The 21,609-nt window shown below is 43.5% G+C and carries 23 protein-coding genes and 1 riboswitch; of the genes, 5 read left to right on the forward strand and 18 right to left on the reverse strand.

Annotated features, from left to right (window positions below; all coding sequences use genetic code 11):
- Nucleotide 1: 1 nt before the first annotated feature.
- The 4 genes from T495_RS0104930 to T495_RS0104955 all read right to left on the reverse strand — a co-directional run bounded on the left by T495_RS0104930 (nucleotide 2) and on the right by T495_RS0104955 (nucleotide 7,478).
- Nucleotides 2-4,045 carry a phage tail tape measure protein gene (locus tag T495_RS0104930; RefSeq protein ID WP_033147817.1) on the reverse strand — a complete coding sequence of 1,348 codons (4,044 nt, stop codon included), beginning with the start codon at nucleotides 4,043-4,045 and terminating at the stop codon, nucleotides 2-4.
- A gap of 1,008 nt (nucleotides 4,046-5,053) precedes the next feature.
- The gene (locus tag T495_RS0104940; protein WP_081832022.1) at nucleotides 5,054-5,467 is read right to left on the reverse strand and encodes a hypothetical protein; all 414 of its coding nucleotides are present in this window, start codon (nucleotides 5,465-5,467) and stop codon (nucleotides 5,054-5,056) included.
- Nucleotides 5,463-5,574, reverse strand: a riboswitch (SAM-I-IV-variant riboswitch). Its footprint overlaps the gene before it by 5 nt.
- A 1,146-nt stretch (nucleotides 5,575-6,720) precedes the next feature.
- Entirely contained in the window at nucleotides 6,721-7,233 is a 513-nt protein-coding gene (locus T495_RS0104950) for an N-acetylmuramoyl-L-alanine amidase (RefSeq protein ID WP_081832023.1), read from the reverse strand.
- Nucleotides 7,230-7,478 carry a hypothetical protein gene (locus tag T495_RS0104955; RefSeq protein ID WP_033147821.1) on the reverse strand — a complete coding sequence of 83 codons (249 nt, stop codon included), beginning with the start codon at nucleotides 7,476-7,478 and terminating at the stop codon, nucleotides 7,230-7,232. The genes T495_RS0104950 and T495_RS0104955 overlap by 4 nt, the downstream gene beginning before the upstream one ends.
- A gap of 147 nt (nucleotides 7,479-7,625) precedes the next feature.
- On the opposite strand from T495_RS0104955, the gene T495_RS0104960 reads away from it, so the two are divergent.
- Nucleotides 7,626-8,000, forward strand: a complete 375-nt coding sequence (locus T495_RS0104960) for a hypothetical protein (RefSeq protein ID WP_033147822.1) — start codon at nucleotides 7,626-7,628, stop codon at nucleotides 7,998-8,000.
- Nucleotides 8,001-8,085: 85 nt separating this feature from the next.
- A complete protein-coding gene (locus tag T495_RS0104965; RefSeq protein WP_033147823.1) occupies nucleotides 8,086-8,616 on the forward strand; it encodes a hypothetical protein in 531 nt (176 codons plus the stop codon).
- Between the two features lie 39 nt (nucleotides 8,617-8,655).
- On the opposite strand, the gene T495_RS0104970 is transcribed toward T495_RS0104965, so the two are convergent.
- The 5 genes from T495_RS0104970 to T495_RS0104990 all read right to left on the reverse strand — a co-directional run bounded on the left by T495_RS0104970 (nucleotide 8,656) and on the right by T495_RS0104990 (nucleotide 11,533).
- Entirely contained in the window at nucleotides 8,656-9,084 is a 429-nt protein-coding gene (locus T495_RS0104970) for a hypothetical protein (protein ID WP_033147824.1), read from the reverse strand.
- Complete coding sequence (locus T495_RS0104975) at nucleotides 9,075-9,614, reverse strand: hypothetical protein (protein ID WP_033147825.1); 540 nt, start codon at nucleotides 9,612-9,614, stop codon at nucleotides 9,075-9,077. Before T495_RS0104975 ends, T495_RS0104970 begins: the two co-directional genes overlap by 10 nt.
- Nucleotides 9,615-9,631: 17 nt before the next feature.
- Nucleotides 9,632-10,384, reverse strand: coding sequence for a hypothetical protein (locus T495_RS0104980; RefSeq protein ID WP_033147826.1), 753 nt, complete (start codon nucleotides 10,382-10,384; stop codon nucleotides 9,632-9,634).
- Nucleotides 10,385-10,499: 115 nt separating this feature from the next.
- Nucleotides 10,500-11,030, reverse strand: a complete 531-nt coding sequence (locus T495_RS0104985) for a hypothetical protein (RefSeq protein WP_033147827.1) — start codon at nucleotides 11,028-11,030, stop codon at nucleotides 10,500-10,502.
- Between the two features lie 122 nt (nucleotides 11,031-11,152).
- On the reverse strand, nucleotides 11,153-11,533 hold the full coding sequence (locus tag T495_RS0104990) for a hypothetical protein (RefSeq protein ID WP_155993450.1): 381 nt from the start codon (nucleotides 11,531-11,533) through the stop codon (nucleotides 11,153-11,155).
- Between the two features lie 158 nt (nucleotides 11,534-11,691).
- Here T495_RS0104990 and T495_RS0105000 point away from each other — a divergent pair, with 158 nt between their 5' ends.
- The gene (locus T495_RS0105000) at nucleotides 11,692-12,030 is read left to right on the forward strand and encodes a hypothetical protein (RefSeq protein WP_155993452.1); all 339 of its coding nucleotides are present in this window, start codon (nucleotides 11,692-11,694) and stop codon (nucleotides 12,028-12,030) included.
- Nucleotides 12,031-12,090: 60 nt separating this feature from the next.
- Here the strand turns inward: T495_RS0105000 and T495_RS0105005 are convergent, their stop codons facing one another.
- Both T495_RS0105005 and T495_RS0105010 read right to left on the reverse strand, forming a co-directional pair.
- Nucleotides 12,091-12,939: a DUF6712 family protein gene (locus T495_RS0105005; protein WP_033147831.1), complete on the reverse strand. Its 849-nt coding sequence runs from the start codon at nucleotides 12,937-12,939 to the stop codon at nucleotides 12,091-12,093.
- Nucleotides 12,936-14,270: a hypothetical protein gene (locus T495_RS0105010; protein WP_231495056.1), complete on the reverse strand. Its 1,335-nt coding sequence runs from the start codon at nucleotides 14,268-14,270 to the stop codon at nucleotides 12,936-12,938. Before T495_RS0105010 ends, T495_RS0105005 begins: the two co-directional genes overlap by 4 nt.
- 125 nt (nucleotides 14,271-14,395) lie before the next feature.
- On the opposite strand from T495_RS0105010, the gene T495_RS0105015 reads away from it, so the two are divergent.
- Both T495_RS0105015 and T495_RS0105020 read left to right on the forward strand, forming a co-directional pair.
- Nucleotides 14,396-14,845, forward strand: coding sequence for a LexA family transcriptional regulator (locus T495_RS0105015; protein ID WP_033148069.1), 450 nt, complete (start codon nucleotides 14,396-14,398; stop codon nucleotides 14,843-14,845).
- Nucleotides 14,833-16,125 (forward strand): Y-family DNA polymerase, encoded by a 1,293-nt coding sequence (locus T495_RS0105020; protein ID WP_033147832.1) that lies wholly within the window; start codon nucleotides 14,833-14,835, stop codon nucleotides 16,123-16,125. The genes T495_RS0105015 and T495_RS0105020 overlap by 13 nt, the downstream gene beginning before the upstream one ends.
- A 469-nt stretch (nucleotides 16,126-16,594) precedes the next feature.
- Here T495_RS0105020 and T495_RS0105025 read toward each other — a convergent pair whose 3' ends face one another.
- The 7 genes from T495_RS0105025 to T495_RS0105055 form a co-directional block, all read right to left on the reverse strand.
- Nucleotides 16,595-16,825, reverse strand: coding sequence for a hypothetical protein (locus T495_RS0105025; RefSeq protein ID WP_033147833.1), 231 nt, complete (start codon nucleotides 16,823-16,825; stop codon nucleotides 16,595-16,597).
- Nucleotides 16,822-17,271, reverse strand: coding sequence for a hypothetical protein (locus tag T495_RS15815; RefSeq protein ID WP_155993454.1), 450 nt, complete (start codon nucleotides 17,269-17,271; stop codon nucleotides 16,822-16,824). Before T495_RS15815 ends, T495_RS0105025 begins: the two co-directional genes overlap by 4 nt.
- A gap of 868 nt (nucleotides 17,272-18,139) precedes the next feature.
- A complete protein-coding gene (locus tag T495_RS0105035) occupies nucleotides 18,140-18,670 on the reverse strand; it encodes a hypothetical protein (RefSeq protein WP_033147835.1) in 531 nt (176 codons plus the stop codon).
- A 73-nt stretch (nucleotides 18,671-18,743) separates the two neighbouring features.
- Nucleotides 18,744-19,121, reverse strand: a complete 378-nt coding sequence (locus tag T495_RS0105040) for a hypothetical protein (RefSeq protein WP_033147836.1) — start codon at nucleotides 19,119-19,121, stop codon at nucleotides 18,744-18,746.
- 48 nt (nucleotides 19,122-19,169) lie between these two features.
- A complete protein-coding gene (locus tag T495_RS0105045) occupies nucleotides 19,170-19,391 on the reverse strand; it encodes a hypothetical protein (RefSeq protein ID WP_033147837.1) in 222 nt (73 codons plus the stop codon).
- Nucleotides 19,392-20,295: 904 nt separating this feature from the next.
- The gene (locus tag T495_RS16135; protein WP_051651862.1) at nucleotides 20,296-20,985 is read right to left on the reverse strand and encodes a hypothetical protein; all 690 of its coding nucleotides are present in this window, start codon (nucleotides 20,983-20,985) and stop codon (nucleotides 20,296-20,298) included.
- Nucleotides 20,986-21,012: 27 nt separating this feature from the next.
- Nucleotides 21,013-21,387 (reverse strand): hypothetical protein, encoded by a 375-nt coding sequence (locus T495_RS0105055; RefSeq protein ID WP_033148071.1) that lies wholly within the window; start codon nucleotides 21,385-21,387, stop codon nucleotides 21,013-21,015.
- Nucleotides 21,388-21,609 lie beyond the last annotated feature (222 nt).

Raw genomic sequence — 21,609 nt, forward strand, 5'->3', positions numbered from 1 at the left:
ATTATTTTCTTCTTGATTTTGGTGATTTATTACGCATCAACTGCTCATATTCATCTTGAGCATGCTTGATACCGGTATCTCCTATAACCGTGTTGACTGTCACAAAAGGTTCGTTTAAACGATCCTTGAGTTGACGGATAACGTCAGCATATTCCTTCAGGGCTGCGCCGTTCGCAGCAATTTCTGCCTGAGCATCTGGCGAAGAAGGCTGCACGATTACTGTGGGCGCTGAATGAGCGGACTGTGCGTACACGCTCGGAGCAATGATGCTTCTTGAAACATCTTCAGAGCGTAATGAACCTAATGTGTTCGTTCGCTGGGCATAGTCCAAAGCTTCAATCAGCGGGCGGGCTATGGGCGATTGCAGTAATTCCCGGCTGGCAACCCATTCCCCTTTGTGAACAACACCGGCTACTTCATATTTACTTCCATCTCCAGTAAATCCACCTTTGGCATATCCTTGCGCTGCTGATGCTTCTTGCTGTTTCTTAATAGCTGCAACCTGAAGCATTCCTGCAGCTATAGCAGATGCTGCTGCTATTGGAGCCAGGATATAGCCCACCAAAGGTACTGCCGCAGCTGAACTATATGCGTTGATAGCTGAGGTGGCAGTCTGGGCAACAGCCTGCATCACCTGCATCTTGAACATCTTTTTGTTTGCGTCGGATTTGACTTTGGCAATTTCTGCCTCCTTTTGTTTTTCCAGTTTCTTTACGACATAATTGTTGCCCTCAGCATTTGAAATTTCTGCCTGATATCGTTTCTCAATAGCTGCTACCTGAATATCTGTTTCTGCTTGGATGAGTGATGTCATCTGCTGGAATATGCTACCCATGCCAGAAGATATAACATCGAGCGTACCTGTTATTGCCTTTGCTGCATCGGACTGTAACCATTCCTGCATATCCTCTGTCCAGGATTCGAGAAAATTCTTGCTGTCGTCCATTTCGTCGATACCATATTGTTTACGTAGTGCCTTCTTCGCTTTAAGATACGCCTCTTCTATGCGAAGCTTCTCATTTGCATTGTCACCAGCTGCGATTACTTCCAAATTGTACACTTGTTTAAGCATATCGAGGTCGCTCATATATTTGTTCATTCTTTCGCCGAGGTTGTCACCGAAGAATCCTTCCTTGATTTTCTTCAGACGATCCTGGTGTTTTTCCTCTACAGCCTCTGTTTCTTGCTGACGTCGATTCTGATCAGCAATCAGCTTGTCTTGGTACTTAGACTGTGCCTGTGTATATTCCTGTGTACCTGAGTCGTAAAGAGATACCATACGTCTGAGATGGTTGAGTTCTAACAGTTCGATAGTCTGCTGATATACTTCTTTGTCTATCTCCCCATCGATGTATCGCTGCTTCTGAATTGATACTGTCTCATTATAGAACTGTGTTTCCTGTTCTACAGTAAATTTTGTATGCTGATCTTTCTGTTTCTTCTCAGCTTCTGAGTAGGCTGCTTGTGCCTCCAACTTTTCTTTTTCTGTCAGGTCAGTAAGAGTAAGAATTTTCGTCTGGTACTCTATTTCAATCTCGAGAATACGCTTTTGGTACTGTTCGTAGTTAGACTGGCCTGTAGCATAGCTGATACGGTTAAGTGCCTCTTCCTTGTCTTTCCACTCCTTTTCTTCTTTGAAACGTTCTTCCTTCTTAGAATCATCTGAAGACGGAACCTTACCATCTCCTTTATCCTTAATGTCATCTTGGTTTGCCATCTTAGCAGCTTCATCAGCCAGGCGTTGATTTTCTTCTGTAAGAGATTCAATGACATTGTTATATTGGTCGACTGCAGCATCATACCTTTTCTGCTGTAACTTCCATGCTTGATATGCTGTGGGACTTACATTGGCATTGCGAATCGCGTCGATTTCCGACTCATGGTTTATTTTCTCATTGAAATAGGCACTTTGTATATTTTTCGATGCCTTATTAAAATGCTCATCGCGCTCTTTCTCTGCATCAGGCAACTTATCCAATGCAGCTTTTATCTTAGCTGAAATTTTCAGCTGCTCTGTGTAATTCTTCAGAATCTGGGCATTATGGCCATATAGCTTGCCCTCCTCTGTGATGCTTGCATGATAGTTTGGAACAATCTTCTGAAGATCTTCGATAGCCTTACGTCTATTATTAATAGAAAGTGATTCATTCTCGATAGTTTTCTTCAACTGTTCTATGTGATTAATTTCACCTCTCGTGTTTCGGTCGGCTTCCTCTTCGATATCCTTCAAGCGACTTTGTGCCTTGGCGGCTTCATTAGATGAGCGGGTGAACTTTACGTACAATCCGATAAGTAATGTCATGGCAGTAATAGCTGCCCCCATAGGGTTGAGCTTAAGCACTTTGTTGAAAAATGTCTGTGCAGCAGCTGTTGCTGTTATTTCACCTCTTAAGACTTTGTGTTTCAGTATAGAAGCTGCCAGAAGACCTTCTTCAATCGTAAGCCATGCCGCTTTCAACTTCTGAACGGCAATGAATCGTAACGACCACAAATACTGTAACTTAACAGCAGTATAATAGCCCACGATTGCGGTGGTGGCCAGGACTATTTCAGTCTTGTGTTTACTGATGAAGTCAACGACGGTGGAGAGGACTTTAAGAATCAAAGTAGTGGATGAAAGCACGTGACGCATTACGGGCTGCAACTTTTCTCCCAGTTCAATAGCCATTTCTTTGACACGTTTTCTTGCCTTGTCAAGACCTGCCTGAACCGTGGTGTTCTGTACGTTGTACTCCTTTGTAACGGAGGTCGCTTCCTTGAATGCTTTGGCAGCTTCTCCCTGTTCCCATTTTATCATATCCAGATTACCTGCCAGTGCAGAAATCACTTGTGCTGCACGAGCTCCGTTTTCACCCATATCCTTGAATACAGGTGCCAGGACATCGATGTTCCCTAACTTGTTGAGTGTGTCGAGCAGCATCAACAAGCCTTCGTTAGTGCCTTTGGACAGTGCCTCTTTGAACTTCTCAGCATTCATACCAGTGGCTTTGATGACCTTGTCCTGCTGTTTGAACATATCCATAATAAGCTTTGATACGGCAGTAGCTGACATTTCAACAGCCTGCCCCTGAGAATCGAGTACAGCAGCTAATCCCATAATCTGTGGGATAGTCATCTCTGCCTGTGCTCCAACGCCAGCCATTCTTTTGCCGAAGTTAGCCAGATATGGAGCCGATGCCGTACAGTTCTGAGATAGTTCGTTAATCACACTTCCAACTGACAAAAGTGCTTTCTCGGTGCCGAGTCGTTCTTCGTCACCGAAAATCGTGGTCAATTTTGAAAGCGTTAATGTCGCACCATCGCCAAGTTCATCCAGTGCGACATTTATTTGGTCGGCCGCCCTTACGAATCCGAGAACATCTTCTTTCGACTGTTTACCTAATTTTCCTGCATCTTCTGCCAGAACGTTTAGCTCTTCACGAGCTGTACGTGTGTCCATCTTCTTAAACTCTTTGTTTAAGTCCTCGACTTGTTCTTTGGTCATGCCTGTGAACTTGCGGACATTTGCCATTTCTGCATCGATGTCTGCATAGGCTTTGACTGCTGAGCGACCGGCCATTATAATGCCTGTTACAGCAGCAATCATTCCCATAAGTGTTGTCTGCCAGTCATTCATTTTACGATTGAAGCGATCCCAAAAACCTTCTCCCTCGATAAGGTCTGCGTTGACACGTGCAATTTCTGTTTTTACCCGTTTAATGGCTTCTGCCTGACGGTTCCACTCAATAGTGCCGCGCTCTATACCATTGAGTTGTTGCTTCAAGGTGTAGAGCGTCTTGTTTAGCTCTTTTGGGGTTGCTTTATCAAGGTTTTTGAGAACCTTTTCTACACCTTCAGCTGCAGATTCTATCTGCGAAATCTGACGGTTTGTCTGCTTTAGTTCTTTTTGTAGGCGTTTCAAGTCTGCTTTATTACCTGCTTTGGCTGCATTCTCAATGGCTTTCTCCAGATCTTGTGATTTCTTTTTGAGATTGTCAAGCATATCTTGAGCCTGCTTGCCATTGACGGTAAGTGTAACAGTTGCATTCGTGTTGATAGATGACATAATGGTTGTGAGTTATGATTTATGCCACAAAGTTAAATATACGTGCTTACGTGGAAAAAGACGTGAATGATGCCCATGCCTGAGACTTGACTGGGTGAAGGTATGGGAGGCACAGCATCCACCAGTCATTGACAGCACAACAAATCCACAAGAAAAGCGACCTGGATTTGTGAAAAACGCAAATAGTTAAGTTAAAGACTGTTGCGAGTGCTGATTATCAATGACTTACGGGATTGTTAAGGGCAGCGCCCTTAACCCGTCGGAGTAAAGACCCCCCACGCGCCCTGTCCTCCTCGAACCTCTTCCAACCTTTGAGGTGAGCGGAATATGCAGAGAGTGTGAACGAATGTTAATCAAACGGGGCTTAAAAGTCTCATTTGTTAATTGAAACCTCGAAGTCTCATTATGCTCCAAAAGTGCCGAAAGTCGCCTAAAAATGTGCTACTGCTTACTATGGCGAAAAAGGGGGCAAGAGGTCGCACTATGATATATAAGCGGGCATTTGTGCCGAAAAAAGGGCAAAGCGTTACACTATTTCCACCGATGACAACACGCCGCCCGAAAAAGGTCAAGGGCTACGCTTTGCAGATAGAGCCGACCACGATGCTTACAGCCACTTCGTCCGAATGGGCGGTAAAGAGCCACGGGCGCAACACGAAATCCCTCCGAGGTGTCAGAGGGTTTCGTGTTGTACCTGTGGAACGGGCAATCAAGACAATCTTTGGCTACGATCTCAATCTATTTGATTGAAATCATAGCCAATGTTTGTCTGCCCACCAATCTCCTCGCTTGCGAGGGGGGAAGTGGCATCATAGCAGAGCGTGATGCAATAGAAAGCGCACCATTGTGCGGTACTGGAAGAGGTGAATGGGCATAAAGAAAATCTGAAGCAGAGTGTGGCTCTTTGAGCCTTAACGTGCCTCAGATTTTCTTTCTACCTTGTTCACTTCTGCGTGAGAAATAGAGCCGAATGTGACTGCGGATTACGCAGCCTCTTTCGGCGGGAAACTACTGTTTTAGGAGGGCTTTGCCGTACTCGTACCACCAGTAAACTGAATTGTAGAGTGCGTAAACTCGCTCTTTGAAGAAGTCTGGGTACTTTGGCGTAAGCTCCTCGGCATTGTATCCTGCAATGACGCAAAGGAAGGAGAGGTCGCCCTCGATGTAATCACACCACTTGTTCTGACCAAGACACCAGCCGAGGATGTTGTCGAATTCGGCTTCGCTCTTAGGCAGCTGCACGTGCACGACAAGGTGCGGCTTGTCCTGCTGGTACAGTAGCCAATAAGAGCCATGGCCTTCGATGTGTTTCAACTCTGCCTTGAAGGACTCGAAGGCTACATGTTTGGCTTTCAGACCAGGCCTCTGGAGGCGTGGAAACAATACTAAATCACTTTTCTCAATCTTTTTGATTTCCATCATCGTAAATTTTTAGTGGGTTAAACTTATCTCACTCACATCATTTTACCACCGATGCCTACGATAGTTGGCCGGTTGGTGGGCAAACATTGCCACTCTTGATGCAATAATCTACTGCAAAGATATGGATTTTATTCGGAATGAACAAATGTTTTAAAGGAAATATTCATTTAGAATGAGCCGGAGGCTTTGTTGGTAAGGGCTTGATGGACAGAAATGTACATCGCTTGTGCGGTGGTGGCGACGCTGTGCCACTCGTGGGGGCTGGTGTGAAGTGCCTGGGTGCTGCGCGGCGAGCAACATAGCTGTTCACTTGTGACAAAGTAGTGTGTATGCGCTTGCACATTCTTACTTCTTTGAAGCTATGCCGCTCACCGCAATAGCAGTGCTCAGGCTCTTCTACAGTCAGCCCTGTAGCGAGTGACCAGCCGACACTACCGCACAAGCCAATCATCGGTGAAGATGATGATTGAAAGACCGAAGGGGTATGGGGTGGGACAAAAGAATATTGGGCGATCCTCACGGACAGCCCAATATAAATAGTAAGGTAAATAGTAAAGCAAAAATGATAAACTGAATTGAAAGAAGGTATTCAGATTAAAAACTGAATGTATTTTTGTAAAACTGGAACATTTAGATGAAGCGCCGAAGGCGATAGACTATGTAAATGACGATAGTGATGATGAATATTAGGAAGATGTAATTGGGAATGGATTTTGGCTTTGAGCTATGATTTGTAGCCGATTTGAGTTTTTGGGACTGTGTGGCTACAGCCACGCTGTCCTTCAAATCGGCACAGGCTACGGACTTCTCTTCGCTGTTCTCAGCGATGTGTAGTCCGTAGATTTTGAGAGCTACTTGGCTAGGAGGACGCAGTAAGTAGGGAGGAACTTGTGAAAGCTGGGAAGCGGAGAAGGAACGCGAAGCGTTTCGGATGCGCTTGGGGGCTTGGGGCTTTTGTGAGAGGGCTTGCGAGTTAGACGGAGTTTCCGACCTGCCTTCTATCCCTGATGGAAACGCTGTCGGAAACTCCGGAGACGAATCATTTGGGAATATCATTATGATGCTGTCTGCAGACAGGTGTAATTGTCTGGAGAGAGAATCGAGAGTGCGGTAAAAAGTGAGACGGGAGGCCGTCACGGATGCCGTCTCACTTTCACTTACCGCTTTTTCGGACGTGCGCATCGTACAGCATGCGGCAAGTGTGATTATAACAAAGAATGAAAACAAGTATGTAAAAGTACGAGAAAAGTGAATCATTTTGTAGAAGATTTGAAGATGTAGTCATATTCGTGAACGTCAAACGACGGACATGATTTCTTGGCATAAATGCAGAGAGCAGGATAGCCTTTGCAGCTACTGCAGGGATGATGAGGATCTTTTTTCTTCAGGCTGCAGACGAGCTCACGATGTCCGTGTAAGTTGGCGTTGGGAAATTTCTTGTGAAGCTCTTCCAAGAGATTTGCCAACGCAACCTTTTGTCCTGGCGTTCGCGTATCCTTGGGAGTCTTACCATCCTTTGCACAACCTCCGACGTAGACAATGCCGATGCTATAGCGGTTGTGTCCGTCCTCATTGCAATGGGCGCCCATCTCATCGATGGGCCTGCCATCGTGGATAGAGCCATCGAGGTATATCACCTTGTGATAACCGATGCAGCGCCATTTGTTCTGGTTGCGGTGGATGTCGTCAATCTGTTTGACGGTCATCTCACGGCCTTCAGGCGAAGCAGTACAATGGACGATTATTTCCCTTATTTCTCTGCTCATTCTCCGCCTCCTTCCTCTTTAGCGTCGATGGCTGATTTGAGCTCTGCGAACTTGGTGTGAATGTATATGCTCACACCAAAAATCGATCCTGCGTATATAAGACATTGTGCGAAGAAGAGGAGCACAGAATCTGATATTTCGCCCGTGGGTGGTACTACGAAGCCTGCTGTGGCCAGTGCTACACCGGCGATAAGCATTGCGATAGCTGAATAGATTTGGATGTCAGTACGTGATTCTTTTGTCATATATGTGGTGAATTGGTTTCGATGGCAAATGTAATATACATATCTCGGACATAAAAAGACAAGATAATGCTTTTTTTTATAAAAAAGTTTGTACGATTCGATTTATGTTGTATCTTTGCATTATTAATAACTTAAAACGTGTCTATTATGGAATTATTTGATGGATTTTTTTCAATTATCATGGCTGTATGGGCCATTTTGAACATTATTTTGTTTTTTAAAATTTGGGGAATGACCAATGATGTCAAAGAATTGAAAGATTATATCATTGGTAATAATTTTGTCAAAAGCACTTCTAGTGAAATTGGAATTTCTTCGGAGATACAATCTGAGGAAGAAACAGAACTTCCAAAATCTGATCCGAATTCATTAAAGATTGGTGACAGAGTAAGACATAATAAATATAATAAAGATAAAATTATGATAATAGGAAAGATAAATAACGATGGATCTTGTTTGTGTTTGGATGAACAAGGACATCCTTTGGCTACATACTCTCTTGAAAATTTAATAAAAGAATAGATTTTACTACATGATACCTTGATGTTGGAATTTTTTAATTCCTTTATATCGACAGTGTTTGCAATGGGTGATAAATTTTTATTATATGAAACGTATTTTGATTTTTTCTGTCTTGTTTATTTTGAGTCTTTCAATTTTTGCTCAAAATGACTCTGTTGCGATTTCACAAATGAAAGAAATGGGTGTTTATTATTTACGTAATGACACTTTAATGCAAATAGTTCCGATTATGCAAGAAAGAACTAAAGTAAGCGCAAGCCCAATTTCTGCCAAAGGCTCTATGGTCTATGACGGTGAAAATAGTGAGAATATATTAGGAAACAAACCTGTTTTCTACATATACATCCCGATAATGTATAAAAACTCAATTAATGCAAAACAGTTCAGGCTTGTAACGCTTACCTCTAAGAAAGGTCAAAGAAAACTAAATACAATCTCTGTTTCTTTATTCGGAGCACGAACAGGTGCAAAATCTCAGGTTTTGGATATGAAGAAACTCAATGAGGAGTGTTATAAGATTTTTTCAGATGAACCTATTCCTGCGGGGCATTATGGGATTTTCTATAATTATGGGAATGGCGTTCCTCTAAAATTATATGATTTCGATATTAAATGATATTAATTAGAAAGAGTGAAGATGCTGACTTCGCTCTTTCTAATGGTGGTAGCGACGGTAGGAATCGTCAAGGGATTGGGCTACGATACCGGTGAATTCTTGTCCAATATTATTGGCTAGGAAGTCACGGAGATTGAGGACTGAGGAATAATACTTGCGTGAGAACCATTTCTTAGCGACACGTCGCTTTTCACGACCTATATCCCCGGAGTTGCCTCTGGGGATTTCTTTTCCTGTGCCGAAGTCCTGCCAAAGACCGTATTCTAAGAAGGCTTGGGATAGGCCGATTTCTATGAAACGGCCGTCGGCACGGACGGGGAGGGCGGTGACTGAGTGCAGCAGCCTGCCTGTGTCTATGACACCCAGTAGCGTAATCTGCTCCTGCCAGATTTTAAGCATGGTGTCGTTGAAGGCGAGAACGTATTTCTCGCGCTCGCCTTGTGGGTCAGGGTGCTGATTCAAGTCCATTCCGCTTGATTATATTGAAGGTCGGTATAAGTGTCAACGGCTATTTGGAAATAAGCACAAGCACATCCTGAGAAGAAATATCGGTCGATTTCTTGGAAGGAGATGCGAGGGTCGATATAGATAGAGTGCTGCTGCAGACGTGTTTGTTCCTGGATCAGGACGGACATGTACTGTCGGAATAGCTCGCGCATCGCATCCATACAGGACTGGCGGGCTACCATATTATCAATGGTGTGGCGCATGGCAAGGAACACTGTCTTCACTCGGCGAGTGTGCGGTGTGTTATTGATGTCTGTAAAACCTTGCGAGATGTCGGACACGCAGACGAAAGCTGTCTTTGTCAGCATCTTGGCCAGTGCTTCTTCGAAGCCGTCAAGCCCAGAGACTCGGCAGAAGGTGAAGTGCTTGGACTGAGCGAACTTGTTGCGCTTGGTCAGGTCTTCAAAGAACGATGTAGCATTCCAGTTGAAGGTTTCGTTGTTTTTAATTTGTTTTGGCTCTTGTGGTATATTAGGGTGAAATGGCAACATAGAACGGAAGTTTTAGGTTATGGTTTCTTTGTGGCTTTGCGAATTTCTTCGACTTCACGGGCTTTAGCATCTAGTTCGGTGAGGGCACGCCAAGTATCCATCTTCATGATGGCGTCTTCTTTGGTGATATCGCCACCTGTGAGGGCACGAATCATGGCATTCGTGCTGTCTCGTAGCTGGCTATAGATATCCGACTGGCGACTTTCTAGCAGATTTTCCTGGCCCTTCGCCGGTGCGGGCTTATAGAAGTTAGGAAACTGTTTAGCTAAGTATTGTTTGAGTGATGCCATCCAGTAGAATATACCTACAAGATGGGCTTTCGAGGGCTTCACATGGTCGCTCCCGTATAGGATTTGTGCCATCTGAAGCAACAGTTCGTCCTGCTGTGTGTTGAGATAACCTTGGAACAGGTTGTCAACATACAGGTACTGCTCAAACGGGACCTTCTCGAAGTCCGCAGGCAAAGCGCGGTGCTTGCCGATTCGTGCGATACGAATGGGCATTGGGGCAAAAGAATCAAGGAAATCCAGAACTGATGTGGCTTCCTGAATCTGCCTGGCTCTGAGCACAACCTGCTCTTTTCCTCGCTTTATGAGGAAACGATGGCGTGGCAGAGTGGCGAGCACCTTCATGTGATTCCACTTCATGAGGCAGAGGGCCTTGACCTCTGCAGCAGACAAGTCGCGTGCGAATAGTCCATAGACCATGAGCAGCTGCTCGTCTGTGAGTTCGGACCAACTTGTGGGGAGTGTAATGTTTAGTGTTTGCATGGCGCAAAGATAACGAAACAGTAATCTGCGAAAAAAGACAAAAAAAAAGGGCAGCCCGTTGGCTGCCACTAACTTATACTGAAATCATTTTTAGAATCAGAATGAAAAACGTATCTTAAATAATAGCAACAATAAAACCAATAAAGCAAAAAATAAAAGATGAAAGTATTGTCAGTGCTAATATTATACATCCACCTCTATTTCCTGTATTAGATATGGGTGGGGTGCTTCTTTTGGGGGATTTCGTAATGGTATCACTGAAGTTGTGATACTTTCGTATATCTTGTAATTTCTGAGTACTCCACCCAAAATCATTTATGTAAATATTATCCAGTTTATCTAATGCACTTTGGGACTCTAATATAGCAGCAACCCTATAAAGCCACTCATATATAGCCCAAATACCTTTGTTATTTTGGTTAGTTTTTAGAATTGTAATTGCATATGAAAGACGACCTTCAGATTGCATCTTTAGCATAAACTCTTCTATCTCAGCACGACGAAGACCTAAATTTCTTCTAAAATCATCCATTAGATCATCTAGCCTACTCATTTGATCTTGGTTTTGGACATCTCCTGAGAGATCAACTCCTATACCAAATGCTGCACATTTTTGTTCTCTAGTTAATTCATCAAGTGGTAACATAGCAGTAATAATTTATTAAATAAAACAATTATTTACGAATAAAACATTAAATATAAAATTTTCTGCAAATATATAAATTAATCGGCAAAATAGCAATGAAAAAATCTTTTTTTTCTATTGTTTTAAAATAAATCAAACTCTAATCCGGCCTTTTCTGCTTCTCTTTTGATTCTGTCTGATTCTTGTTTGCTGATTTCCATAATGCCTGACCGTTCCATCTTTTCCATCATCTTTAAAGAGTAGTCTTCAATCTCTTCCTGGGTCATTTCTTTCATCATTTGCATTTCAAGCTCCTTAATTTGTTCCTTCTTTGTTTCTAGTATCTCTATTTTATCCTTAAGCTCATCTACATCTTTTTGATTATGTATATGAGTAGATTTTAGAATTTCAATATATTGTACTAGCAAGTCCATCATCATTTCTGATGGGGTCTGATGTGAACACGATTCTATTGCAATGCATATTGCCAACAAAGCTAACAAATATTTGAATTTATACTTCATAAATGATGTAATTTGTAGGTGCAAATATACTAATAAAATCGAATTAATTAATAAAATATTATTTTTTTCTTTAAATTCAAAAAGAATTTGGAAAAAAGTATTATATTTGCACCAGATACTCTATAATAGAATTATCAGTAATTACCAAATATACGAATATGGATTGGATAAAAAGAAACCTTTCAAAATTACTGTTTCTATTTTTGTTAATAGAAACTTACTTTTTGTTATGCACAATAAATGAACATAGCAATTCTAGAGAAATGAATAGAGATCTTTATGCTGAAAAAGAAAAAGTAATTAAAGAAAACTTGGAGAAAGATACTATTATTGAGAACTTGAGTAAAAACTACAAATCTTTATTTGAATATATTAATAACCCTATATATAATCAAGGACGTGGTGTTATGTTCATTTACGATCTTCAATATCAAGGATTGGGAATTGAAGAAGTAGCTAAAAAAACTGATATTAAATATATGTTTATTGATAACTAGGAAGATATTTTGTGGAATAAATGAATTAGGATGTAGTTATATATATAAAAACTCCTTCACTTAGAACCAATAAGCGGAGGAGTTTTTTTTGTTTTGGAAGATTTTGGGGGTGTAGAGCTGGGCGACGTCGGAGGTGTGCCAGGCGGGGAATTCGTCGGGGTGCTGGCGGATTGTGTTTACTAGATCGTAATAGCATTGGGGGTGAACTTGAGTGTCTGTCAAGAGCTGGAGTTCGTAGGACTGGAGGGATTTTATCACCTGCTCTTCGAGGGGTGATGTGCTGCGGTGCTGGGTGAATACGTGGGAGCGGAAGACTTGCATCTGCTCGTGAGAGAAGTATGTGTCGGCAAGAACGGACTCAATCTTTATGAGACGTTCGCGCAGCTGCTGGTAGGAGTCCCAGATATGTTCGCGGATGGCGAGGCGGCGGCAGAGGTTCAAGAACGGGAACATCGTGGCGGCGAAGTACTGACCTTGGGTGGACTGGCGCCAGTCGTCTCTTGAAGAGAGGCGAAGGATTAGGGCTTCAATGGCGGCGTCGCGCTGTGACTCGAGAGAGGTAATCAGGGCGTCGACACGCTCACGAGAAGCAGGAACCACGTTCTGGTTTGAGACGATGCCGAAGCCGTTTGGGGTCAAGACCAAATCCAGTGAAGGGATGGCGGTCATATAGGCATGGCATGCCACGAGCTTTTCCAAGGGGTAACGGAATCGCTCGTTAGGACCGAAGCTGTCGGTTTCAGCAATTTCGTCGAAGATGGCTTCAGGAACGAAGGTATCTATTGCCCATTGCTCTGCAGTCTCGAGATATGGGTAAAGCTTTTCAATCAATGTGGGCTCGCCTTCAACGGTTGCCAGTACATTGGGAATGAGCAGGCGGAGCTGCTCGTCAGTGATGATTAGTTTCATTCTTCTACGGGTTTATTGGGTGTAACAAGTTTGGCGTCGCGCTTTTCATCGAGGGTGGTAAGCATGATGAAGGGACAATCAGGCTTGACTCCTTCCCAGCCGTTATACCTTATGATGATATTATGTACGGTAAACAGCAGGTCGTGATACGGCTTCTGCAGGGCCTGGGCGATGGTGTAAAGCTCACGCTTGTCAGAACCGGAGTTGTTTGTCTGGGACTTTCCTGGTACTGAGCCGACAAGGTTAGAGTGGACTCGCATCGTAAAGCACATCATATTGACGGCCTCGATGATATCGGTGGACCAGTCGCCACCTTCCTTGTCGGTCTCTACCTTATTGATGACCACATCGTGCTGCTCGTCACCATTGGGATTGATATAGAACGTAGAAAAGAGCACTTTGCCGGAATTCTCCATGCCAGTGAGGAAATTGATAATCTTCTCTTTCTCCTCAACGACGCGATCCATCTGCTTCTTGCGGTCGGTAATGCCCTCGGCCTTGAAGATACCGTCCCAGAAGCGATTGGCAATCTCGATGTGATACTTGATGGGCGCGGAGTTTTTCAGCTTCGCTTCCTTGGCCATGCCGATGAGACGCTTGATATTGTACCAGTTGCCCTTGAAAAGTGAGCCATAGTAAGGAATTGGATAATATGTACTGTCAGGTGTGGGTACACGACTGACGATGGCGAACTTGCGGGTGCTGGACTTCGGGCGCTTACCTTTCTGTGACTGCATACGCTCCTGAAGGTCGGACCAAGGAGAATGCTGGTCGAGAAGCTCTATTTTCTCAACCTGGTCTTTACTTGATAAAGACTTTCGCCAGTTAGCATAGAGTAGGTACGGGATATGACCGTCTTTCTCTGCAGGGGCGAAACGACAGTAACAGGCTTCCTTGCGGAGAATGCGGACGATGCGGGAACCGTTGCCATTAAGAATAATGATACTGACACAGAATCCGAAATGCTTGAAGTCCTGGCATACGCCGAGGAAGTAGGAGGGGAGGTCGTTGTCCATTAAGTAATGGGCGACGTCCTTCCTGGTGGCTGCTGTGGCTTCCTTTGTGTCGTAGACGAGGCCTGAGCCGTAGCAGACTTCAGCGTTGAATATCTGGCAGGTGGATAGCGTCTCGTCAGATTCAATGAGATCGAGAATGCGGTAAGGCATTTCGTTGTCTGCACCCCAGGGCATATACTGGTAGCCCTCGTCGATGGTGACGGGGAGGATATCTGACTGTTCACGGAAGACTTCGGAGGAGTTGACTGTGAAAGCTGCTGAAGCTTTCAGGTCTGGAATTGTTTCAACGGAGTTGAAGGAAAGGTAATGGCTCATATCTTTTCTTTTTTTTGTAGCAAAGGTATGTCTGTTGCATCTTATGTGAAAAGACATCAATTTTTCGGGCCTGTTTGGATTTGATTGGGCGGAATTTTGTATTTTTGCAGCAAAATTGAATGATTATGAAAGACGAAGAGATATTTAAAGCTGATGTATCAACGGAACTTGAGCTTCCGATGTACGATGCCATTGCTGCGGGATTCCCTATTACCAGCGACTATCCTGCTGAAAGGCTTGACTTCAACCGTGACTTCATCAAGCATCCCGAAAGCACCTTCTACGTCTGGGTGAAGGGCGATTCCATGAAGGAAGCCGGCATCTTTGACGGCGACTTGTGCGTAGTCGATAAAGCTGAAGAGATGGAGCACGGCAATATAGTGGCTGCGTATGTCAACGGCGGCTTTACGGTAAAGTATCTCGATACTTCGACGAAAGACCAGGGCTTTATCCGACTGGTGCCTGCCAATAAGGATTTAAAGCCGTTTATCATCGATTCCTCTGACGAGTTTGCTGTCTGGGGCAAAGTGATTTTCACCATAAGAAACTGGAGGAATAGCTATTGTTTGCCATAATAGATTGTGATAACTGCTTCGTGAGTTGCGAGCGTGTATTCAGGCCCGATCTCAACGGAAAGCCTGTCGTTGTACTGTCGAACAACGATGGCTGTGTGGTGGCGCGCTCCAACGAAGCTAAGGCAATGGGTATCAAAGCAGGAACACCGTATTACCAGTTGAAAGACCTCTTTCCAGGACAGGAGATAGCTGTCTTTTCCTCGAACTATGAACTGTATCTCGACATGACGGACAGAGTGATGTCGCTTATCCGCAAGGAGGTACCTGAATTCTATCGTTACAGCATCGACGAAGGTTTCTGCATGCTGAAAGGTATGGAGCATCTCGACCTGAAAGCATGGGGCGAGGAGATGCATCAGCGTATCAAGCACTGCACTGGTATGCCTGTCAGTATCGGCATTGCCTCCACTAAGACCTTGGCTAAGATGGCCAGTCATTTTGCTAAGAAATATCCTGGATTTCATCATTGTTGCTATATCGACCATGTATCTCGACGCGACAAGGCCTTAGAGCTATATCCCATTAGCGAGGTTTGGGGTATAGGTCGCCAATATGCCAAACGGCTTGAGGCCATAGGAATAAAGACAGCCTACGATTTTGCAACTAAAAGTCGAAGTTGGGTTCGATCCACCTTCAATGTGGTGGTAGAGCGCACCTGGCGTGAACTCAATGGCGAGGATAGCATCCTTCTGGAGGATATGAGCAAGAAGAAAAGCATCTGTACCAGCAGGAGTTTCCCCGGAATGGTGGGCGATTTCGAGACGTTGCGTACCAGTATCAGCAACTTTGCTGCCCATTGTGCCGAGAAGCTTCGCAAGCAACAGTCGGCAGCGGCAATTGTGAGTGTGTTTATCGATACGAACCACTTCCGTGAGGACTTGCCTCAGTATTGGAACTATGCCGAGGAACGGCTGCTGACTCCCAGCAGTAGCACGCAGGATATCGTGCAATGTGCGCTGCGCTGCACTCAGAAGATATACCGGCTGGGGTACCAGTACAAACGGGCTGGTGTCATCGTGATGGGCATCTGTCCCGATACGGCTGTACAGACCAATTTCATTGACTACGATTCTGAAAAGTATGAGAAGAAGCGAAAGCTGGATGAAGCCATCGACCGTATCAACCGCATAAATGGTAGCGAAACTATCGTGCTTGGGTCGCAACAATATACGGCTAAGGACGGAAAAGGCAAAGCTGGCGTTTTCCGTGACAGCATCAAGCACGACTTCCGCAGCCCAAGCTACACGACGAAGTGGAGTGACATTCCTGAAGCTGAATAAAAAAAGTGGCGACTCTTCTCAGAGGGCCACTTCAACAATGATTTTTAAGAGCACGGTACATGCAAATCAAGCATGGCCGCTAAGCTATAGATACCTCATTAGGCAGATAATAGCTATATGTATATGATCTCTGTACGTGGCTTTTGTCTTTGACGTATAGATACAAAGAACGTGAGCTTGGGTATCTCACGTCTTTGTACTTAGGCACTGGAAAAGCCGCATAGAAAAGACAATGAGACGACAAGCCCACGTATATACGTGAACTGTCGTACCCCGTCTTGTTCTATTTTTGAAGTTTCCAGTTTCAAGTACACAAGACAGAAGCGCGTCAGCTTCATGTTTCCAAAAAGAATGCTGCAGATGCACGTATGCAAGGCAGTAGGACAAGAGAGTGCTATTGCACCACATCTATCCGGGTGCAAAGATACGGAATATTTTTCTGATTTGCAAAAGAATCAGGAAAAAAGCATCAAAGGAATACTTCCATGCCGTTGAGCTGGAAGATGCAACATTCGCGCGTCTGACGAATCTGGTTGGAGTCCAGAAGCTTGAATTTACGAATACCTTTGTAATGGTCGTATTTGATGCACACGCAACGGTTCCACTCCTGGATCTCGCCCTTAGACGTCCAAATGGTGATGTCAACAGGTTCGGGTCGGTTCAGGATAAGTCGAGCTGTAGAAATATGGATACTATTCATGTTAGGAATTCAGTTTTGTCGGCATAAGCCCAGGTGAATTTGATACGTATTGGATTGGAATTATTATCTGAGTATTCAGGTGTAACATCCGTAATCAATACTGGTGAGAATACTTCGTCAGAAACCTGACGGGTGATTTCGCGTGAAGTCAGAAAATCGGTGAGATGACGCGCTTCGGAAATGGTAAGCGGGGCAGTCTCTACTTCGTGCTTCACTTGTATTGATTCGTCGTAATATACTGGTCTTCTGCCATATACAGCTTCAGAGCGTTCAATCTCCGTCTTTGAAGTTGTAGCGGCAAAGATACAGAGGGTGTCCTTCAGGTTGAAGGCATTCAAGAACTGGAACGTGTCTGATGGTATGTCAGGAGTGAAATAGATATTGAACTCTCGAGAACCGATATGATATAGCACCCGATGGATGATGCCGTCGCGAATATTTGCCAAAGATAACAGGTACTGGAATTGTGAGTAGCTTGCATCTGCAGATTTAATGGTAGGTGTATCAGATTGCTTGCTTCCAAAAGTATGCGTGTGTTTCCTTATCTGATCAGGTGCTGATGACATGGTAAAATAAATGTCGCAGTAGGCTGATTCCAGTAGATACGGCTTGGCGTAATTGTGCAAGGAAAAGGGGCAGGAACGGGAGAGTAGGGCACTTTTGCGTGTGGTAAGGAAGGATTCCAAAAGGAAACTTTCTGAACCAGTTATAGATTTTAACTGACTATAGATGACTGTGATTTCACCTGAGGTATAGGTGTAGTTTTCCATGTCTTTGACAGTTAAGACAAATTTAGTTATAGCCAGTCCTCTTTTGAGCATAGCTGCCTCGACAATTGATCGGATGTCACGTATATAAATCTTCAGTCCATACATATAATAGACTGACGAGAATATTTCTTCGCCATCTATGGTGATTGTAGCCGTGACTTGAGCATGGATTGTCAGAATCTCTACTTCATCTGGTAGATCGGCGGAGAGGCTAGGAGTGGAAAATTTCGTATTTAGATTTGTTGCCATATCTTTTTTGTGACAAAGATACATATGGGCGGTGGGCGGGGAAAAGACAAAATGCGTAGCAGATGTGGAAATTTTGTGCAAAAACGTTTAATTTGCGCTAAATAATGTAGATTCAACATAATTCAACGCAAAATAAACATCAATTCTGAAAGAATAATATATCTTTGCACCATGGTTAAGGTTTATGGTTGATTAATTTAGTTTTTTAAGTAATGACGAAAAGGTTCGCTGTGAAGCGAGCCTTTTCTGATATTATAGAAAAAGCCACCATGATCGGTGGCTTTTTAATTCGGGCTTATTTATCCTCCGGATTCTTGCAGTAATCAAGGTATCTTTGGATCCATTTTTCTTCGAGAGCATCGAGATCAATACCTCTTAACGGATGATATGGCCAGCAAGGCTCTGGCACTTCAATATCATTAGCAGCAAGTGTGTCTCTTAGGTCATCAATATATCGACATAAAAGAGAAATTCTGCCACGTAAAGGTTTTGTACGAATAAGTGCTTCAGGAATAGACTTAGACATACGCAGCATCTTACGAAGCTCTTTGTTTTCTTTGAAGACACGTGGCCCATGAGCGCCCAACTTTTCCATCATTTTATGTTGCAGGGCATTTTCTTCTTCCAGACCTTTGGCATAATTCTTTAGACGTTGATAATCTTCTGTAATGTTTTTTATGAGTTTCAGGTGTAGGTTTTCTTCTTCTAATGCTTTGGCATATGCTGTTATTTTTTCAAGCTTTTCTTGATTATGGCGATACGATTCTATTAACCGCTTCATCCATATTTCTTCAGGAATATCTTGTTGTGGCTGAATATACTTCATATCTTTGTATTTTTCGTGCAAAGGTACAACCTTTTCTGTACAATAAAGCAAAAAAAAGAAAAAATAGCACTCCTTAAAGGAATGCTATTAATTCTTGCTGGGCTTCAGGAGCCATCTGAACCACTTTTGGCTCTGCCTTTTTGCGAGGCTTACGCTGCTTCTTTGGCTTTTCCTCTGGCTGAACTTCCTGCTCTGCAGGCTTCTCTGCCTCGGCTGCAGCTTCTGCGGATGCTGCTTTTTCTTTAGCTATTTCTTCTGAGAGAGCTTTGAGGGATGCATCTTCGATACGGAATCCTGTCTGCTTCTTCAACATAAAAGCGAAACGCATGGCCTTGTAGGGACTCTTGCAGTATGCCTGACCTTGTTCTTCACCTGTGATGGCCACCATCCATACATTGTTCTCACTCTTGTTAGACTTCACTTCTGTAACGATAATAACTTTTGCTTCCATAATTCTTATATTTTAAATTGTTAGACTTATCTTTGATGAAACTTTAATTTATGCTTTGTAAACTTCGATGTAAGTAATATCTGCCATGAGATCATTGGCCATCTGCTCTGCTATTTCTGTGGCTTTAGCGAATGTGTCCGCTTCTACCTCATATTCATAGAACTCACCATCCTCACAATTGACAACTACATTGTAGATATTGCCTGGATAATAGCGCTTGCTAAATAACCTGCTGTGGGTGAAAACCGATGTTTGTACATTCTGTGTCATAATTCTTATTTTTAAATGTTTGACTTCTTGAAAATGATAGCTCCGAGGAGCTTTTGTAATTTTTACGTGCATAAAAGAGCCAGCAAGCGGTAAGGGCTTTAATGCAAGGAATTTCAAGGAAAATTTGGGAAAACCACATTTTGTTATAGCCTCTTTGGGCGTGAAGTAAGAAAATGCGGAAGGCTGCTGAAATTTTCTACAGAAATCGGGTACCAGTACTTGCAGTGCACGTGCTTGCGCTAAATTTGCAAAGGAAAAATCAGAAAGGACCTCACAGGAAGCTTACATGAGAAGTCCAACATACATGGAAAATGATAATGACACGGATTCGCCAAACATTCACCAGCGGCGGGTATAGTAAGCGCCATCAATGACCACACCTTGTTCTGGCAATATCTGGGATGTCAATGTTTGTATGTGGATGGAAACATCTGTTTGATTTTGAGGTATGGAGCGGACTTTCCAATTTACATGGACACGGGCAGGAGAGTGGGGGGCTTTTACCTTTTAGGGGCAGATACGACATCGATGTCCAAAGTTAAAACACTATGTCATCAATCATCAAAGATGGTACATATTGCATAAGAATTGGAAGTAAAGATGAATGGACGGTGTGAAGCCAGACAAGTATGAGATGAACAACGGAGTGTGGCATCTAACAGATTTTAAGAACTGAAGGCGTACGAGAGAACCTGCATAGCCTATGCATCGGCTGATTGAAGATGCTGACAGGGAACAAAAAGAACGGCGGACCTCACGGCTCGCCGTCTCAGAATAAAATTTGGGTAAATATTGCATTTGCTTATTATTCGGCGTCCAAGAAGCCTCGCAGGAAATTCAAGACAGAGTCCAATGAATAAGTCAGCGATGCACACGCCTATAGCAAAAAGCAGAGTCTCACGACTCAGATATCCTGTCTCCAGTTCTGATTATCAATCCTTGATTCATCATCTCCGATGAACAGCAGAATGATAATCATGAGAAGCGGAGTCGCCAAAATGCTTAGTAAGACCCATAGAACCACATTCCTGTGTCTCTTTTGAGCCATCAAAGCAACTACGACATATAATCCAACGCTTATGCCAATGACAATAATGAGAATGAAGAGCCCGATTAAGAAATACGCTCCGAAATTGTCATCAGAATCTCTTTGGGCATTGCGTGACTTATAGTCGCTATAAGGACTAAAACTGTCTTCAGATTCCGTTATCTCTTCCTCTGGAAGATTGTAGCCTTTTAAGGTAAATTCAATCTTAAAGGCTGTATGACCGAATTCATCTTTTGTCTTGTAATAATGGTAATACCTTTCATGTTCATAGGCTGGTATATTAACCTTTTTGGTCATACCAGGTGCAATGCTGATTTTGTTTGAGAATTCTTCATAATCCAATTCGTTTCCAGACATATCCAGGTACTTAATTAAGAAAACGATATTACGTATTTCTTCGTTAGTGTTGTTCTTTAATGCAAGAGTCCCCTCGTTATCCAACCACGATTGCTCATAAGAAACCATCGTTATGTCTTTTTTCAGATCTTTGGCAAATGCTGCAAAAGATATGAATACAATGCATAGTATTAAAGTAATTCTTTTCATATTATTTTGATTATGTTATTCATATAATTACCATTTTGTTGGTAAAACGATGTTCTTTACTTCGTGCGCAGCTCCGAAGAGGGGAGAAATTTCTTCGTCGGTGAAACCTGCAATGCCGCAGCCGATGCGGGTGACGAGGAACGTCAAGTTCTGGTGCTGCTTGGCGAACTCGATGAACTCGTCGACGTAGGGACGGATGGTTTCTATGCCACCTTGCATAGTGGGAATGGCATAGCTTTGTCCCTGCAGACCGACACCTTGCCCCATGATGGCACCGAAGTGGCGATATGCAACATAGGCTGCACCTCCGCCATGCATACCGCGAAGGTTTGAGCCGAAGACGAAAATCTCGTTTGGCTGGAGCGAGGTGATGCGCTCCGGAGTAGTACGCTTTTCTTCCATAGTTCTTCTTTCCATGAAATCCATAGGAACGGCACAAGGTGCTGCTTCTTCCATCACAGGCTCGCCAACAATGCCGAAGTCTGGCATAATTTCAGGCATATCGAGGTCCATATCAAAGTTCTTGCGGAAATACGGCACGATGATGTCTTCCTTGATTTTCTTGTATTTCTGTGATATGGCTGCGGGAGTCATTCCCATTTGGGCGGCAACATCCTTTGATTT

Source organism: Prevotella sp. P6B1 (assembly GCF_000702825.1).
GTDB lineage: Bacteria > Bacteroidota > Bacteroidia > Bacteroidales > Bacteroidaceae > Prevotella.

What these genes read in the sequence shown, in the direction of transcription:
- T495_RS0104930 (WP_033147817.1), bottom strand. Translation starts at nt 4,045, where the DNA reads ATGTCATCTATCAACACGAATGCAACTGTTACACTTACCGTCAATGGC.
- T495_RS0104940 (WP_081832022.1), bottom strand. Translation starts at nt 5,467, where the DNA reads ATGATGGAAATCAAAAAGATTGAGAAAAGTGATTTAGTATTGTTTCCA.
- T495_RS0104950 (WP_081832023.1), bottom strand. Translation starts at nt 7,233, where the DNA reads ATGAGCAGAGAAATAAGGGAAATAATCGTCCATTGTACTGCTTCGCCT.
- T495_RS0104955 (WP_033147821.1), bottom strand. Translation starts at nt 7,478, where the DNA reads ATGACAAAAGAATCACGTACTGACATCCAAATCTATTCAGCTATCGCA.
- T495_RS0104960 (WP_033147822.1), top strand. Translation starts at nt 7,626, where the DNA reads ATGGAATTATTTGATGGATTTTTTTCAATTATCATGGCTGTATGGGCC.
- T495_RS0104965 (WP_033147823.1), top strand. Translation starts at nt 8,086, where the DNA reads ATGAAACGTATTTTGATTTTTTCTGTCTTGTTTATTTTGAGTCTTTCA.
- T495_RS0104970 (WP_033147824.1), bottom strand. Translation starts at nt 9,084, where the DNA reads ATGGACTTGAATCAGCACCCTGACCCACAAGGCGAGCGCGAGAAATAC.
- T495_RS0104975 (WP_033147825.1), bottom strand. Translation starts at nt 9,614, where the DNA reads ATGTTGCCATTTCACCCTAATATACCACAAGAGCCAAAACAAATTAAA.
- T495_RS0104980 (WP_033147826.1), bottom strand. Translation starts at nt 10,384, where the DNA reads ATGCAAACACTAAACATTACACTCCCCACAAGTTGGTCCGAACTCACA.
- T495_RS0104985 (WP_033147827.1), bottom strand. Translation starts at nt 11,030, where the DNA reads ATGTTACCACTTGATGAATTAACTAGAGAACAAAAATGTGCAGCATTT.
- T495_RS0104990 (WP_155993450.1), bottom strand. Translation starts at nt 11,533, where the DNA reads ATGAAGTATAAATTCAAATATTTGTTAGCTTTGTTGGCAATATGCATT.
- T495_RS0105000 (WP_155993452.1), top strand. Translation starts at nt 11,692, where the DNA reads ATGGATTGGATAAAAAGAAACCTTTCAAAATTACTGTTTCTATTTTTG.
- T495_RS0105005 (WP_033147831.1), bottom strand. Translation starts at nt 12,939, where the DNA reads ATGAAACTAATCATCACTGACGAGCAGCTCCGCCTGCTCATTCCCAAT.
- T495_RS0105010 (WP_231495056.1), bottom strand. Translation starts at nt 14,270, where the DNA reads ATGAGCCATTACCTTTCCTTCAACTCCGTTGAAACAATTCCAGACCTG.
- T495_RS0105015 (WP_033148069.1), top strand. Translation starts at nt 14,396, where the DNA reads ATGAAAGACGAAGAGATATTTAAAGCTGATGTATCAACGGAACTTGAG.
- T495_RS0105025 (WP_033147833.1), bottom strand. Translation starts at nt 16,825, where the DNA reads ATGAATAGTATCCATATTTCTACAGCTCGACTTATCCTGAACCGACCC.
- T495_RS0105035 (WP_033147835.1), bottom strand. Translation starts at nt 18,670, where the DNA reads ATGAAGTATATTCAGCCACAACAAGATATTCCTGAAGAAATATGGATG.
- T495_RS0105040 (WP_033147836.1), bottom strand. Translation starts at nt 19,121, where the DNA reads ATGGAAGCAAAAGTTATTATCGTTACAGAAGTGAAGTCTAACAAGAGT.
- T495_RS0105045 (WP_033147837.1), bottom strand. Translation starts at nt 19,391, where the DNA reads ATGACACAGAATGTACAAACATCGGTTTTCACCCACAGCAGGTTATTT.
- T495_RS16135 (WP_051651862.1), bottom strand. Translation starts at nt 20,985, where the DNA reads ATGAAAAGAATTACTTTAATACTATGCATTGTATTCATATCTTTTGCA.
- T495_RS0105055 (WP_033148071.1), bottom strand. Translation starts at nt 21,387, where the DNA reads ATGGAAGAAAAGCGTACTACTCCGGAGCGCATCACCTCGCTCCAGCCA.